At 62.0% G+C, this 15,736-nt stretch carries 14 protein-coding genes; 6 read left to right on the forward strand and 8 right to left on the reverse strand.

Going from position 1 to position 15,736, the window contains the following annotated elements; translation table 11 throughout:
- Nucleotides 1–6: 6 nt before the first annotated feature.
- From AMK00_RS24850 to AMK00_RS24875, 6 genes are all read right to left on the reverse strand, one after another.
- A complete protein-coding gene (locus AMK00_RS24850) occupies nt 7–1,215 on the reverse strand; it encodes a glycosyltransferase family protein (protein ID WP_064808078.1) in 1,209 nt (402 codons plus the stop codon).
- A gap of 97 nt (nt 1,216–1,312) precedes the next feature.
- Nucleotides 1,313–2,485 carry an ABC transporter permease gene (locus tag AMK00_RS24855; RefSeq protein WP_064812044.1) on the reverse strand — a complete coding sequence of 391 codons (1,173 nt, stop codon included), beginning with the start codon at nt 2,483–2,485 and terminating at the stop codon, nt 1,313–1,315.
- Nucleotides 2,485–3,483 (reverse strand): ABC transporter permease, encoded by a 999-nt coding sequence (locus AMK00_RS24860; protein WP_011427898.1) that lies wholly within the window; start codon nt 3,481–3,483, stop codon nt 2,485–2,487. Before AMK00_RS24860 ends, AMK00_RS24855 begins: the two co-directional genes overlap by 1 nt.
- Nucleotides 3,484–3,486: 3 nt before the next feature.
- Nucleotides 3,487–5,394 (reverse strand): ABC transporter substrate-binding protein, encoded by a 1,908-nt coding sequence (locus AMK00_RS24865; RefSeq protein ID WP_064812045.1) that lies wholly within the window; start codon nt 5,392–5,394, stop codon nt 3,487–3,489.
- Entirely contained in the window at nt 5,394–7,283 is a 1,890-nt protein-coding gene (locus tag AMK00_RS24870) for an ABC transporter ATP-binding protein (RefSeq protein WP_064808084.1), read from the reverse strand. The genes AMK00_RS24865 and AMK00_RS24870 overlap by 1 nt, the downstream gene beginning before the upstream one ends.
- 155 nt (nt 7,284–7,438) lie before the next feature.
- Nucleotides 7,439–8,782: an adenylate/guanylate cyclase domain-containing protein gene (locus tag AMK00_RS24875; RefSeq protein ID WP_064808086.1), complete on the reverse strand. Its 1,344-nt coding sequence runs from the start codon at nt 8,780–8,782 to the stop codon at nt 7,439–7,441.
- A gap of 462 nt (nt 8,783–9,244) precedes the next feature.
- On the opposite strand from AMK00_RS24875, the gene AMK00_RS24880 reads away from it, so the two are divergent.
- Complete coding sequence (locus tag AMK00_RS24880) at nt 9,245–10,582, forward strand: nucleotide sugar dehydrogenase (protein WP_064812046.1); 1,338 nt, start codon at nt 9,245–9,247, stop codon at nt 10,580–10,582.
- On the opposite strand, the gene AMK00_RS24885 is transcribed toward AMK00_RS24880, so the two are convergent.
- A complete protein-coding gene (locus AMK00_RS24885) occupies nt 10,572–11,747 on the reverse strand; it encodes a DUF3095 domain-containing protein (protein ID WP_064812047.1) in 1,176 nt (391 codons plus the stop codon). The genes AMK00_RS24880 and AMK00_RS24885 overlap by 11 nt on opposite strands.
- Nucleotides 11,748–11,871: 124 nt before the next feature.
- On the opposite strand from AMK00_RS24885, the gene AMK00_RS24890 reads away from it, so the two are divergent.
- Entirely contained in the window at nt 11,872–12,351 is a 480-nt protein-coding gene (locus AMK00_RS24890; protein WP_064812048.1) for a class I SAM-dependent methyltransferase, read from the forward strand.
- A 40-nt stretch (nt 12,352–12,391) separates the two neighbouring features.
- Nucleotides 12,392–12,892, forward strand: coding sequence for a GFA family protein (locus tag AMK00_RS24895; protein ID WP_064808094.1), 501 nt, complete (start codon nt 12,392–12,394; stop codon nt 12,890–12,892).
- A 17-nt stretch (nt 12,893–12,909) separates the two neighbouring features.
- On the opposite strand, the gene AMK00_RS24900 is transcribed toward AMK00_RS24895, so the two are convergent.
- Nucleotides 12,910–13,365 (reverse strand): Rrf2 family transcriptional regulator, encoded by a 456-nt coding sequence (locus AMK00_RS24900; RefSeq protein WP_064812049.1) that lies wholly within the window; start codon nt 13,363–13,365, stop codon nt 12,910–12,912.
- A 130-nt stretch (nt 13,366–13,495) separates the two neighbouring features.
- On the opposite strand from AMK00_RS24900, the gene AMK00_RS24905 reads away from it, so the two are divergent.
- From AMK00_RS24905 to AMK00_RS24915, 3 genes are all read left to right on the forward strand, one after another.
- The gene (locus AMK00_RS24905; RefSeq protein WP_064808098.1) at nt 13,496–14,401 is read left to right on the forward strand and encodes an NAD(P)/FAD-dependent oxidoreductase; all 906 of its coding nucleotides are present in this window, start codon (nt 13,496–13,498) and stop codon (nt 14,399–14,401) included.
- Between the two features lie 234 nt (nt 14,402–14,635).
- Nucleotides 14,636–15,082 (forward strand): DUF805 domain-containing protein, encoded by a 447-nt coding sequence (locus AMK00_RS24910; protein WP_064812050.1) that lies wholly within the window; start codon nt 14,636–14,638, stop codon nt 15,080–15,082.
- A gap of 203 nt (nt 15,083–15,285) precedes the next feature.
- On the forward strand, nt 15,286–15,735 hold the full coding sequence (locus AMK00_RS24915) for a DUF805 domain-containing protein (protein WP_064808101.1): 450 nt from the start codon (nt 15,286–15,288) through the stop codon (nt 15,733–15,735).
- The last annotated feature ends 1 nt before the right edge of the window (nt 15,736 follow it).

The raw sequence follows: 15,736 nt of genomic DNA on the forward strand, positions 1-15,736 counted from the left end.
TGTGCCCTATTCTGCGCCGACAACGGCAAGGTGGGTGGCCCGGCCGTCGAGCCATCGGCCGACGGTCTGCGAGATGTGGTCCAGCCCTTCGAGATGCATATTGCTGCCGCTTTTCGACGGCGGCAGGCGGGAGGGCAGGCGCTTCAGCGCCGCGGCCATGATGGCGGGATCAACCGATTGCTCCGGCAGCAGCATGTCGACGAGGCCGAGCTCGCTCGCCCGCTTTGCGCGCAGCAGCTGCTCCTCGCGCGGCTTGACGCGAGGCACGATAAGGGCCGGCTTGTCGAAGGAGAGGATCTCGCAATAGGTGTTGTAGCCGCCCATGGCGACGACGCCGGTGGCGTCGGCGATCAGCTCTTCCATGTGATTGTCGAATTCGATCACCTCGATATAGGGAATGGCTTCGCCCTTCTGCACCAGCTTGGCGCGCTCGGCGGCCGGCATATAGGGCCCGAGCACGACCAGCGCCTTCTGCGTCAGCGTCGGATCGGCCTCGTAGGCGTTCATGACGTCGTGGACGAGATCGGAGCCGTCGCCGCCGCCGCCTGTGGTGACCAGCAGGTAATTATCCTTGCGGGCGTTGATCGAGCTCTTGCCTTTGGAGACGCTGCGCTGCAGGAAGCCGACAAAATCCATCTTGCGGCGCAGGCTCGCCGGCACGTCGAGACCAACAAGCGGATCGTAAAAATCCGGCGGTCCGTAGACCCAGACGCTGTCGTAATATTGGTCGATCTTCTGCATGACGCTGTTCTTCTTCCACTCGGCCTCGAGCAGATGCGGCGCGTCCATGATTTCGCGCAGCCCCAGCACCAGCACGGTGCCGCGGGCCTTGAGATAGGCGAGCGTATCCTCGACCTCGCCCTTCAACCCCATCGGCTCTTTGTCGACGATGAAAATGTCAGGCTGGAAAGTCTCGGCCGTATGGCGGATGCTCGATTCGCGCATCTTCAGCGTCTCGTGCAGATCGATATGGCTGGCGAGCGACGTATATTCGCCGTTGCGCAGCTTGATGACGCTCGGGATCTTCACGAAATCGACGCGGGCGCGGTAATCGAAGGCGCCGGCGATCGTCGCCCCCGAAATGATCAGGATGTTGAGGCCGCGATAGTCTTCGACCAGCGCATGGGCGATGGTGCGACAGCGCCTGAGATGGCCGAGACCGAACGTGTCGTGGCTGTACATGAGGATGCGAGCATCTTCGAGACGTCTGGCCATGGGTGTTCCCTCCGGGGTGAACAACATGAATTAGTACCCCCACCGTCCGGAGGCCAAGAGGCGGGCGCGGTGCCGGAAGGCGCCGCCGAGCTTCCCGCTATTTGTAGGGATCTGCCGCATCGCGCAAGCCGTCTCCCAGAAAGTTGAACGCCAAAATGACAAGAACAACAGGAATGATCGGAAAGAGCAGCCAGGGATAGAAGGCGATGACGCTGACGCTTTTTGCCTCCGTCAGCAGAATGCCCCAGCTGGTGATCGGCGGCCGAAGACCGAGGCCGAGGAAGGAGAGCGCGGTCTCGCCGAGGATCATGCCGGGGATCGAAATCGTCGCCGAAGCGATGAGATGCGACATGAAGCCCGGCACCAGATGGCGGCCGATGATGCGCGGCGTGCTGGCGCCCATCAGCTGCGCGGCCTGGACGTAATCCTCCTCGCGCAGCGCCAGCAGCTTGGAGCGCACGGCACGCGCCAGCCCGGTCCAGTCGATGATGCCGAGGATGACGGTGATGCCGAAATAGATGACGATCGGGCTCCAGGTCACCGGCATGATGGCGGCGAGCGCCATCCACAGCGGCAGGCTCGGCAGCGACTGCAGCACCTCGATCAGGCGCTGGACGATGAGGTCGAAGACGCCGCCCCAGTAGCCGGCAAGGCCGCCGATGACGATGCCGAGCACGAAGCTGATCGAAATACCGATCAGGCCGATCGTCAGCGATATGCGTGCGCCGTAGAGGATGCGCGACAGCACGTCGCGGCCGAGCCGGTCGGTGCCGAGCAGGAACATCTGGCCGCCGATCGCCGGGCAGATGAGATGGTAATTCGAGGCGACGAGGCCCCAGAATTTATAGGAATCGCCGCGGCAGAAGAAGCGGATCGGCTGCACGTCGTTCGGCCGGTCGGTATAGACGCGATGCAGCGTGTCGAGATCGAGCGTCATGGAGCGGCCGTAGACGAAGGGGCCGACGAACTCTCCCTTGTCGAAGAAGTGGACGCGCTGCGGCGGCGCATGGATGAAATCGACATTGCGGGTGTGCAGGCCATAGGGCGCAAGGAATTCGACGATCAGGATCATCAGGTAGACGGCGGCAAGAAAGATGCCGGAGATCAAGGCCAGCCTGTGCTGCTTGAACTTCCACCACATCAGCTGCTTCTGCGAAGCGAGATGGATGCGCGATTGCGCCGCCGTCATGGTTTCGGTCGCATGCGGATCGAAAGGCGCGGTCGAGACGTAATGGGGAAGTGGCGCGCCGGGTGCGGGAAGGGGCGACATTATTTGGTGCTCCTGCCTTGCAGACGGATACGGGGATCGAGGAAGCCAAGGGCGATATCGGAAATCAGCACGCCGATGACATTGAGAAAGGCGAGGAACATCAGGAAGGAGCCGGCGAGATACATGTCCTGGCTCTGCAGCGCCTTGATCAGCATCGGCCCGGTCGTCTCCAGCGACAGGACGATGGCGACGATTTCGGCGCCCGAGATGATCGACGGCAGGATCGAACCGATGTCGGCGATGAAGAAATTGAGCGCCATGCGCAGCGGATATTTGACCAGCGCCCGCATCGGATGCAGGCCCTTGGCGCGGGCCGTCGTCACATATTGCTTCTGCATCTCGTCGAGAAGATTGGCCCGCAGCCGCCGGATCATCCCGGCCGTGCCGGCCGTGCCGACGATGATGACGGGGATCCACAGATGGGCGAGGATCGACTTCGCTTTTTCCCAACTCATCGGCGCGTTGAGATATTGCTGGTCCATCAGGTGGCCGATCGACAGCCCGAACCAGACATTGGCGAAATACATCAGGATCAGCGCCAGCATGAAGTTCGGAATGGCGATGCCGAGCAGGCCGAGAAAGGTCAGCCCGTAATCGCCCCAGCTATACTGATGCGTCGCCGAATAGATGCCGATCGGAAAGGCGATCAGCCAGGTGAGCAGGATCGTCGTGAAGGAGACGAGGATCGTCAGCCACAGCCGTTCGCCGACCACGTCCGAGACCGGCAGCTGGTATTCGAAGGAATAGCCGAAATCGCCGTGCAGCATGCCGCCGACCCAGTAGAAATAGCGCACGATCTCCGGCTTGTCGAAGCCGTATTGCTGGCGCATCTCCTCGATTTCCTGGAGGTTGGCTGTCTCGCCGGAGGCGCGCAGCTCGGCGATCTGGCTCTCGAAGAAGTCGCCGGGCGGCAGCTCGATGATGGTGAAGACAAGCGCCGAAATGACGAAGAGCGTCGGCACCATGGCGGCGATGCGCCAGAGAATATATCTGAGCACGCCTCAGGCCTCCTTGTACCAGAAAACATCCGGCATATAGACGCCGAGATAGGAGGTGGGATCGAAGCCGTAGAGCGCTTTCTCCGGCAGGTTCTGCAGCTTGGCGGCGCGCAGGATCGGCTGCAGCGTGCTGTTGATGAGGCCGATCGAGAAGACCTGCTGCGTATAGAGCGACAGCATTCGGTGCCAGATCGCCTGACGCTCCTCGAACTTCGCCGTCGAGCCCCACTGGCCGAGCAGATCGACCAGTTCGGCCGCTTCCGGCAGGTCGGGAGCGACACCTTCCTGGCCGGCGGAGAGATAATGCATGCCCCAGAGCGGCCACTGCAGCTGATCGTCGAGCGTCGGCGCAAGACCGGACGGCGACATGTCGGCCGTCGGCACGCCATTGTCGAGGCCGTACCAGATCGACATCATGATCGTGCCGCTCATGGCGCGGTTGCGGAAGACGTCGCGCTGCGAGGTGCGGGTATAAAGCGCAAGGCCGATATCGGCCCAGTGATCGTGCACCAGTTCCAGTACGTCGGTATCGAGATTGCTTTCGCCGGCGGTCTCGACGGTGATCTCGGCGCGCCGCCCGTCCGGCAGCAGCCTTATGCCGTCGTCGCCGCGCCTGGTCAGGCCGAGCTCGTCGAGCAGGCGATTGGCCTCGTCGGGATCGAATTTGACGAAGGCGTCGGCATATTCCTGCTTGAAGAGCGGGCTGTCGGGCAGCACGGTATCGGCGCTCGGCGTGCCCAAGCCATAGAAGGCGACCATATTGATCTCGTGCCGATTGATCGCCAGCGACAGCGCCCGGCGCAGCCGCACGTCACGGAACAGGCCCCGCCACACCTCGTCGGCGCAGTTGAGATTCGGCAACAGTGTGATGCGCGATCCGCGTGCGACCTTCCAGAGATTGACCTTCACCGGAAAGCGCTTCTCCGCCTCTTTCAGGAAGGTGTAGTCGTTGAAATCGATGCCGGTCGCCTGCAGGTCGGCCTCGCCCGCACCCGCCTTGGCGGCGATGATCGACGAGGAAGAGACGTTGAGGACGAAACGGTCGAGATAGGGAAGCTGCCTGCCGTTTTCGTCGACGCGATGGAAGAACGGGTTACGCTCGAAGACGAACTGCTCGGCCGGCAATGCGGTGGTATTGTGCCAGGGATCCAGTGTCGGCAGGTTCGGATTCTCGGGACGGTAGGAGCGCGCCATCTTGATGTGCAGGTCCTGCCATTTCTTGGCGCGGTTGGCCTGCATCATCTGTTCCATCTTCGCCTGGTCGGGCTGATACTTCTTGTGGAACTGCTTGAGGTAGTGCGCCGGCCCGACGATAACGAGCGGTATGGGTCCTGCCAGGGCCGGCAGGAACATCGGGTTGGGTTTTTCCCAGGTGTAACGTACGGTCAGCGGATCGAGCATCTCGAAGCGCGGCAGGCTGCCGTGCGGACGAAGCTCGAGCGCACCGCCGCCGGGTGTCAGCTTGTCGTTGAGGATGACGTCTTCCCACCAGTAGCGGAAATCATCGGCCGTGAACGGCGCCCCGTCCGACCATTTATGGCCCTCGCGCAGCGTGAAGGTGAAGACCGTGTCGTCCTCGGAGCGGAAATCGGCGAGAATGTCAGGCTGGAACTGAAGGTGCTTGTCGTAGCCGATCAGGCGGGCATAGCCGTAGATCGTCATGAAGCGGATGTCGCGCTGGCTGCCGATGATGGTGCGCACCGTGCCGCCATAGGCGCCGGGTTCGAGCCCCATCTCCTTCAGGTTGACGATGCGCGGACGGGCGGGAATGCGCTCGGCCATTGGAGGCAAGCTGCCTGATGCCAGCTTCTCCTTGAGGAATTCCGGCTCGACTATCTGCTCGGCGCGAAGCACCGCCGGCGCGATCGCCGCACCGACGAGGCCGCCCAGAAAGGTGCGACGCGTCACCATCAGCGCAACTCCTTGGCCGTAGCGCCCTTGCGGGCGCGCACCAAATGGCCGTCGCCGAGATCGGCATAGGCAAGCTCGGAAGCATCGTCATGTTCGGCGGTGAAGGTCACGCCCCAATTCTGCTTGTCGGCGGCGCCGTTTTCCCGGAGCGCCTTGAAATCGAGCGGCCGATCGAGATCGGGGAAGGGAACGGCGGCGAGAAGCGATTTCGTATAGGGGTGCACCGGATCGCGCAGGATGATCTCGCGCGGCGCGATCTCGACGATGCGGCCCTTGCACATGACGGCGATGCGGTCGGCCATGTAATCGACGACGGCGAGGTTGTGCGAGATGAACAGGTAGGTCAGCCCCAGCTCCTTCTGCAGATCCTTGAGCAGGTTGAGGATCTGTGCCTGCACCGAGACGTCGAGGGCCGAGACCGGCTCGTCGAGGATGACGAGTTTCGGGCCGAGCGCCAGCGCGCGGGCAATGCCGATGCGCTGGCGCTGGCCGCCGGAAAAGCTGTGCGGGTAACGGCTGAGGTAGCGCTTGTCGAGGCCGATCGCTCCCATCAGCCCCTCGACCTTGCGCTTGCGCTCATCACTGTCACCGCGATCGTGGATCTCCAGCGGTTCGCTGAGGATGTTGCGCACCGTCATGCGCGGCGACAGCGAGGAGACCGGATCCTGGAACACCATCTGGATCTTGGTGCGCATGTCCTGCAGCTCGTCGCCCTTGACGGCAAGCACGTCGATGACCTCCTTGCCGTCGTTGAACACGACCGCGCCGCTGTCGGGTGTGATGGCGCGCATCAGGATCTTGCTGAGCGTCGTCTTGCCGCAGCCGGATTCGCCGACCAGGCCGAGACATTCGCCGCGGCGGATGTCGAAGCTGACATCGTCGACGGCGCGCAGGACGGTGGCCTCATGCTTGCCCAGGAGACTGCGCTTGCGCGTCTTGTAGGTCTTCGAGAGATTGGTGACCGACAGCAGCGTGCCCGGCGCCTCCGCCTGCAGCAGCTTCTTCTTGCCGACGAGAGTCTCGAGATTGACCGGCACGTCGCGCAGCGCCTTCAGCCGCTCGCCGGGTTTCATGTCGAAATGCGGAACGGCGGCCATCAGGGCCTTGAGATAGGGATGCTGCGGGTTTCGGAAGATCGCCTCGACCGGCCCGGCTTCCATGATCTCGCCGTGATAGATGACGACCACCTCGTCGGCCATGTTGGCGACGATCCCGAGATCGTGGGTGATGAGCAGCATCGCCATGCCGAGCTTGGCCTGAAGATCGCGCAGCAACTCCAGGATCTGCGCCTGGATCGTTACGTCGAGCGCCGTCGTCGGCTCGTCGGCGATCAGCAGCGCCGGCTTGCATATCAACGCCATGGCAATCATGGCGCGCTGGCGCATGCCGCCCGACAACTCGAACGGATACATGTCGTAGGTGCGGTGCGGATTGGAGAAGCCGACGAGGCCGAGCATTTCCTCAGTCTTTTGACGCGCCTCCTGCTTGTCGGTCTCGGTATGGATCAGCAGCACCTCGCTGATCTGGTTGCCGACAGTGTGCAGCGGCGAGAGCGAGGTCATCGGCTCCTGGAAGATCGTCGCCATGCGCTTGCCGCGCAGATCGCGCATCTCCTCGCTGTCGCGCGAGAGCGACAGGATATCGGTCGTGCTGCCGTCGAGCGGGTCGGTGAAGAGGATGCTGCCCGAGGCCCTGGCGGGGTTGGGCAGAATGCCCATGATGGCCTGGCTGATCACCGATTTGCCGGAACCGGACTCACCGACGAGAGCGGTGACCTTGCCCGGAAGGATACGAAGATTGGCTTCCTTTACGACGCGCAGCCGGTCGCCGAAAACGGAGAAAGAGACATCGAGGTTCTCAATACGCAACAAATCGGCAGCGGACGCCATACCAATGAAATTCCCCAGTCTTCTATGTTCCCGTTAGGGCACACTATCGTACCGCAAACGGGGTGTCTAGCTGATGACAATCAAGGGGATATTGCCGCCTTTCGCCGTGGTGGTGCGGACGAAACACGCAATTTTATCGGTGCCGACCTGGCATTTTACTGGATGAACTTCTCCATGCTGGTGCGCTTGACCTGTTTCTTCGCATCCCGGTGCAGCAGAATGACCTGCTCGGCTTCGGAAAGTCCGTTCTGCACGGCCTCGCGGAAATGTTCGTCGACATGGATCTCCGGGGCCGGGGCGCGTGGCTGGAGCACCGTCACCTTCTGGCGGATGCCGCGCAGCTTCTCCTCTCCGAGGGTCGTCCATTCGCCACCGCAATAACCGGCGAAGGCCTGGCTGGCGACGACCTCGCGGCCGTATTTCTTGGTCAGGATTTGCAGACGCTGCACCTCGTTGACCGCCGATCCGAAGGCGGAGAAGGTCAGCCGGTCCTTGAGGCCGACATTGCCGAACATGACGTTGCCGACATGCAGGCCGATGCCGTAACCGATCCTGGCCAGACCCTTTTCCTCGCGGTCGCGGTTGAGTTCGGCCACCCGCGCCTGTGCCTGATAGACGGCCGAAAGTGCAGCCTCGCAGGCGATTTTGGACGGATCCTTGTGACGCCCGCAGGGATAGACGGCGAGGAAGCCGTCGCCGAGGAAGCTCAGAATCTCGCCGCCATTGCGGTTGAAGGGGGCGGCGATCGCGTCGAAGAACTGGTTGAGCGTATCGATATAGGCCTGGCGGCCTTCCTTTTCCGCATACATGGTGGATTCGCGCATGTCGCCCATGACGAGGGCCGCACGGATCGTTTCGCCGTCGCCGCGGCGGATCTGGCCGTTCAGCACCCGCTTGCCGGCGTCGCCGCCGAGGTAGGTGGTCAGCATGTTGTTGGCGAGCTTGCCGAGCACCGCCATCTTGGCGGCGACCGCCAGATGGTTCTGCATCCGGAGCAGCGCGTCGATCATGTCGTCGGTAAAACCGTCATGGTGATCGGTCGACCAGGAGCCCATCATGCCCTGCACCGAATCGTCGCCGAAGGGCTGCACGAAGGCGAGATAATCGGTCATCCTGTCCTTGCGCAGGTCCTCGAAAATCGGGAACTCGGCCGGCCCTTCCTGCATCAGCCGCCGGCGGATGTGCTGCAGGTTGTTGTCGAGCAGGTAATAATAGGGGCTCTGCAGGAAGCGGTCCGGCTTCTGCCCGGCCGGCATGCGGAAACCCTCGATGGTGACGCCGCTGGCGCGCCGCCAGGTGAAGCTCAGCGCATCGTAGAGCGGATGCAGCATCGAAAAGGTCAGGTGCACGCGCGCAATCGGCAGGCCGGCGGAGGCAAGCCTTTCGCAGAAGCCGCGCACGATGTTTTCAAGGTCGTCGCCTGCCAGCGAGGAATGCGTCAGCCATTCGGCGACCCGGTCCAACAGGATGGAGGACACGCTGGATTCGATCGTGCTCATTCGCGGTATGATCCTCATAAGGCACGCCATCCCTAAGAGCCAAAAGTCCCTCGGCCGACGCATTTTGATGCGCAGGTCACAAGAAAATCAGGATGTACGAGCGGTAATATTTGTCAACGATCCGCCGAAAGCCCGGCAGCAGCGCCCCTGAGTTCCCCGAGCGGGGACCGGACGGGAAGTCCTTTCTCGATGGTTCAATATCAAACTCAGATAGGGATGCTGCAGATGCGAAACAATGGGAGGCGGACGCTTTTGTGCGCCGAAGTTGCAGCAAAGGCCGCCGCCGGGGCATTTTCGCCACACCCGGCTAAAGGGATTCATCTGGCCTAAGAGATTGGTGAGGCCAGCCCCTCATTGGCACCAACCAGACGGCATTGCCGCCGGGGAAGAAGCCCCGGGTTTAATTCCCCGCCATCATGCATTAGATCAGCTTCCTGAATTCCCCAATTGAAAGAGCCCGCCTTGGCCACCTCCACCTTCGACACGCTTTTGCAGAAGATCGAAACCCGCGCGGCGCGTGCCGGCATCATCGGGCTCGGTTATGTCGGCCTGCCGCTGGCGATTGCGGTCGCGCGCAGCGGTTTTGCGGTCACCGGCTTCGACATCGATCCCTCGAAGATGGTGGCGCTCGAGGCCCGCCGTTCCTATATCGACGCCGTCAGCAACGAGGCGCTCGCCGCCGAGATCGAGGCGGGGCGGTTCCAGGCGACCACGGATTTCGCAGGCCTTGGCGAGTGCGACGTGATCATCATCTGCGTGCCGACGCCGCTCACCAAACATCGTGACCCCGACCTTTCCTTCGTCGAGGCGACCTCGCGCTCGATCGCAGAACATCTGCGCTCCGGCCAGCTCGTCGCGTTGGAATCGACCACCTATCCCGGCACCACAGACGATATCGTCAAGGTCATCCTCGAAGGCTCCGGCCTGAAATCCGGCGCCGATTTCTTTGTCGGCTTCTCGCCGGAGCGCGAGGATCCCGGCAACCAGCATTATCACACCGCGACCATCCCGAAGGTCGTCGCCGGCGACGGGCCCGAGGCCTTGGCTCTGATGAAGACCTTCTACGGCGCTGCCGTTTCGACCGTCGTTCCTGTCTCCTCGAATGCGACAGCCGAGGCCGTCAAGCTCACCGAAAACATCTTCCGCTCGGTCAACATCGCCCTCGTCAACGAGCTGAAGACCGTCTACGCGGCGATGGGCATTGACGTCTGGGAAGTGATCGACGCGGCCAAGACCAAGCCGTTCGGCTATATGCCCTTCTATCCCGGCCCCGGCCTCGGGGGCCATTGCATCCCGATCGATCCCTTCTACCTCACCTGGAAATCGCGCGAATACGAGTTGCCGACCCGCTTCATCGAGCTTGCCGGCGAGATCAATTCGGCGATGCCGCGTTATGTCGTCGGCAAACTGGCCGAAGCGCTCGACATACGCGCCGGCAAGGCGCTGAGCCGCAGCCGGGTGCTGGTGCTGGGGCTCGCCTATAAGAAGAACGTCGCCGATATAAGAGAGAGCCCGTCGCTGCGGCTGATCGAGATCATCGAGGAGCGAGGCGGACGGGCCGATTACCACGATCCCTTCGTCGCCGAGATCCCGCCGACGCGCGAACACCAGGCGCTGAAAGGCCGCAAGTCGGTGACGCTGACGCCGGAGGCGGTGGCCGGCTACGATGCTGTGCTGGTCGCGACCGACCATGACAGGATCGATTATACGATGCTCGCCAAAACTGCGGCGCTGATCATCGATACGCGCAACGTCTTCGACCGGCTCGGCCTCTCGGCCTCTCACGTCATCAAGGCATGACGGAAACGGCCGAAAGCGATTTGCCGGTCATGCGGCTGGCGGCGACGGCATAACCGCCTGATGCGCCATCGATGAAATGCATGTGGTCGCGCGAGATCGGCGTCGGCACGAAGCAGGTCATCAGCGCCGAGGACTGGCGATGCAGGCCGTAGCGGGCAATGCCTCTCGCCCGCGCTTCTTCCAGCAGCGTCTCGATCCGTTTCAAGCGGGCGGCGTCGACGTCGACCGTCATCTTCAGTCCGTCGTCGAACTTGCGGAAATCGGAATTGCCGGCGACGTCGCGCTTGTAGCGGCGGGCATCGAAGCGTCCGAGCGGAAGGCCGAGCCTGTAGCACGCGAGGATGATGCCGAGCTGCAGGAAGATGATCAGCTTCTGCCGCAGACGTTTGCCGGCCGGCGCCGTGGCCTTGGCCTCGCGATTGATGCCCTTCAGCGAGAAAGCGAATTTCGGGCCCTCGGCCGGCACCGGATGGCTGCCGCGGTTCTGCTCGGCGGTGATGGCGACGATGCCGTTGACGAGATCGCGGAATTCTTCGCCCGGCCGGCCTTCGCCGGGCACGGCGATGATCGAGACGATCTCGCCGTTCTCGGCCTCGATCGGGCTCCAGCGGCAGGAAAGGCCGGTGAGATCCGGCCGCGTTCCCGGAGCGGCGCGCTCGATGCCGTAGCGGCCGAGCTTCATCTGTCGTTCCGCCCAGCTCGTGCCGCCGCCCCAGAACATCGCATAGGTGACGTGCGGGCTTGCGGAATAGCGCGCGACACGGACGTCGAGGCCCTCGGCGCGGGTATCGGCGACCGGCACGATGGCGATGCGCAACATCAGGCCGAGATCCTCCTCGACCCAGACCTGCACGGCGGCGAGCGCATCGCGCGCCGCCTTCTCCAGCGAACCCGGAAGCGCGATCAGCGCGCCGTCGCCACCGAAGACGAAGGGATAGTCGCCCTTGCCGACGGCATTCAGCACCGCCGAAATGACGCTAGCGCCGGCCATGTTGACGTCCTTGTAGCGGCCGCCGGCGATCGCCTGTGTCGAGCCGACGATATCGGCAAGCGCCAGCACCCATCCCTCCGGCAGCGGCCGGTAATTGTCGGCATCGGTCACGCCCTCGAAGGCGCTGAAGAGCGGCACGTTCGCAAAGAATTCTTCGTCGGTCTCAGTTGTCATGTCATCGACCTTAGCACAGACACATATCGCTGCTGCAACGCCAATTCCCATTTACGGCAATCGACTTGGCAAGGTTTCATGTGTTAGCACGCGCTCACGATTTTCATCACGGATACGGATTTCGATGAGCCGCCTCGACAGCTTCATTCGCCGGTTGACGGCCCAACGCGACATTCTGAACGCAATCGCCGATTTGGTCGAGCACATCGAAGGTCCGGTGCTGGAGTTCGGCCTCGGCAACGGCCGCACCTATGATCATCTGCGCGAAAAATTCCCCGACCGCCGCATCATCGCTTTTGACTGGGAGGTCCGCTCCTATTCGGCCTCGACCCCAGAGCCGCAAGATATGGTGACCGGTAACATCCGCGACTCCGGCCAAGCCTTCCTCGGCATCGGCGCAGCCCTTGCCCATGCCGATATCGGCACCGGCCATGACGAGATTGACGCCGTGACGCTGACCTGGCTGCCGCAGCTGATGGCCGGCGTGCTCGCTCCGAACGGGATCGCGGTCAGCGGTCTGCCGCTGGAGCATCCGGAGCTCACCGCACTGCCGCTGCCGGAGGGGATCAAGGAAGGACGGTATTTTCTGTATCGGCGGGTGTGAGGGGAGAGTAAGCCCCACCCGCCTCTTGAAGGAGGAGAAAATGAAACGCATCGAGACGGAAGTGAGTGGCGGCTGCCAGTGCGGTGCCGTGCGCTACCACGCCACCGCCATGTTCGACAATTCGCATCTCTGCCATTGCCGCATGTGCCAGAAGGCCTCGGGCAACATCTTTGCCGCGCTCGTCGCCGCGCCCGACGATGCGCTCAGCTGGACACGCGGCAAGCCGAGCGTCTGGAAGAGCTCGGAGCTTGTCGAGCGCGGCTTCTGCGCCAATTGCGGCACGCCATTGTTCTTCCACCACCTGGAAAACGGTCGCACCAACCTGATGATCGGTTCGCTGGACAATCCTCATCCCTTCGCGCCGCTTGCCAATACCTGCACCGAGAACATGGTGGCATGGTTCGAGACGATCACGGACATAGAAAATACCGGTGCAACCGAAACCAACGGCGCCGACTGGGCCGCGGCGATCAGGGCGAGCAACAACCAGCACCCCGATCGCGATACCGCCTCGTGGACGGTGAGGGGGCGTGACGGCTGAGTCCTAGGAGCGTCCGCTCACGAGGCACAGGAATAAGCCGCAGCCGAACGCGCCGTCAGTTTTGCTTCGAATTCAGCCGCAATTTCCTCCAGCGTCACGCTGCCCAGCCGCCTCAAAAGCAGCGCCTCCGCCTCCTTCATTACATCGGCCAGCGCGTTATTCACCGCCTGTTCGACCAGACATTTGGGCTGATCGTCGGCGGGGCCGATGGCAAAGACGTGCGGTTCGCCAAGCGCGTTGTAGACGTCGAGCAGGGTGATCTCTGACAAAGGCCGCACCAGCGTCCAGCCGCCGCCATGGCCCTTTTCCGAACGCACATAGCCCTGTTGGCGAAGCCCCGCCATGGTGCGGCGGACGACGACGGGATTGGTGTTCAGCATCTTTGCAATCATTTCGGAGGTCGCCGCATCCTGATGCCGATCCATGTGGATCAGCACGTGCAGCATGCGGGAAAGGCGGCTGTCGTTGCGCATGGTTCTATCCTGTCGACCGAGCGCGCCATTATCGCAGCCAGTTTGTAACAAGACAAGTGACATGAGTCTTGACTGCTCCGATTCATGTAACTTATGATGATTCATGAGCCAATATCGAAGGAGTCAGCGCATGTCCTACGAAGTCATCGTCATCGGCGGCAATTTTGCCGGCCTGTCGGCAGCCATGCAGCTCACCCGCGCGCGGCGGCGGGTTCTGCTCGTCGATGCGGGCGCGCCGCGAAACCGATTTTCGCAGGCTTCGCACGGTTTTCTCGGACAGGACGGTCAAGCGCCGGCGGCGATCATGGGTGAGGGGAAGAGGCAGCTTTCGCTTTATCCGAACATAACGCTGCGCGACGCCAAAGTTATCCGCGCCCAGAAGGAGGGCGAGGAATTCGTCGTCACCGTCGAAGGCGGCGGTGAAGAACGCGCTGCCCGCCTCATTCTCGCAACCGGCGTCAGCGACACGCTGCCCGACATCCCCGGCCTTGGTGACCGCTGGGGCCGGTCGGTGCTGCACTGCCCCTATTGCCACGGCTATGAGGTAAGCGGCGGCGAACTCGGTGTCCTTGCAAACCATCCGCATTCGGCCCATTCCGCCATGATGATCCCGGACTGGGGCGCGACCACCTTCTTCACCCAGGCACTGTTCGAGCCCGATGAAGAGCAGCTGGCACGGCTGACTGCCCGTGGGGTACGCATCGAGCGCAGCCCGATCGTGGAGCTGTTGGGCGATAGCCCGAAACTCCAGGCGGTGCGTCTCGCCGATGGCCGTATCGTTCCGCTCGACGCCATATTCGTCGCGCCGAAGACGGCGATGGCGAGCCCCATCGCCGAACAGCTCGGCTGCGCCTTCGACGACGGTGCCTTCGGGCCGGTCATCCGCGCGGGCGAAAACAAGGAGACCAGCGTCAAGGGCGTCTTCGCCGCCGGCGATGCCGCAAGCTCCATGCACAGCGGCACGCTCGCCTCCGCCTCGGGTGTCCTCGCTGGCGTGCACTGCCATCAGTCGCTTATCGTGCAGCCCGCGGCTTAACGCAGGCGCAGTCAGCAATACCGGTCGAGTTCACACCAGTGGGCTAGAGACCCGGGGCCCAGCTGCGCGGATCGCTGGGTGGTAAAAGTACAAGCGCAGTTTCTAAGGCTGCGCCAACCCGGTCATATTGCAATTTCTGCGTTTAAATTGTAGTCACTTTCCGGCGGAATGATCTTCGTTCCGACGCTGGTGAGACATCAACAGATTTGCGGCAAATAAGAATGGGGCGTTAAAGTGGGGTTTGCTGAGGCTGCCGGAATGGCGCTGGTGCAGAAATATGCAACTTTCTCCGGCAGGGCCTCGCGCTCGGAATTTTGGTGGTTTGTCTTATTCTATTTTCTAGTGCTGTTCGCAATCGGGCTCGCTTGTCTTGTGACCGCCAGCTTTTCGGATCTTCGAGACGGCGTTCCACCCCCAGTCGCCCTTCTCTTATTCATCGGCGGATTGATTTGGCTCGCAATGTTTTTGCCACAGGTGGCCGTTCAGGTTCGTCGCTTTCATGATCGCAACATTTCCGGCTGGTGGTATCTCGCACTGTTTGTCTGTGGTTTCGTTCCCTACGTTGGTTTCATTGCGGGTATCGCAGTCCTCGTGATCAGTGTGCTTCCCGGCACCGAGGGGCCCAACAGGTTCGGACCTGATCCGTTGCGCCCCGAGGCGCGAGCTGAGGTCTTTGCCTAGCGCGTGGCCACCCGCACTCCGGCCTGCCCTTAGCTCTGCTGCTGCCTACGGGCTCAGTTTTCCGCCTGCATAACGCCCCCTTTCAAGAAGGGGGCTTATTGCAATTTATGCGTTTGAATTGTAGCTGTTTTCATAGAAGTGACTATTGTGGCAAGGCGATGTAAGGTTCGCTGTGCTGCAGCAAGCAGGATTGAGGGGTTAATATGGGGTTTACTGAAGCTGTTCGAACAGTTCTAACGAAGAAATATGCAACTTTCTCTGGGAGGGCCTCCCGCTCGGAGTATTGGTGGTTTCAGCTATTCTATATGCTTATAGCGATCATACTTGTAATTCTGGCCGCCTTGAGCGGCGCTTTTTCCGTTAATCAGAATGAATCTTCGCCGGTGATCTTTATTTTCGGGGCCATCGGCGGATTGTTGGGGCTTGCATTGGTTTTGCCGATCCTCTCCCTTCAGGTTCGCCGCTTTCATGATTGCAACATGTCCGGTTGGTGGTACCTCGCAATTATTATTTTGGCGGGCACTGTTCCCTTTATCGGTCGGGCTACGGGCATCGCAGTTGCGGTTCTTTCCGCGAGGAAGGGCACGGAAGGTCCAAACAAGTTCGGGCCGGATCCGCTGCGTCCCGAAGCGCGAGCAGAGGTCTTTGCCTAGA

The sequence above is a fragment of the Rhizobium sp. N621 genome, from assembly GCF_001664325.1.
GTDB lineage: Bacteria > Pseudomonadota > Alphaproteobacteria > Rhizobiales > Rhizobiaceae > Rhizobium > Rhizobium esperanzae.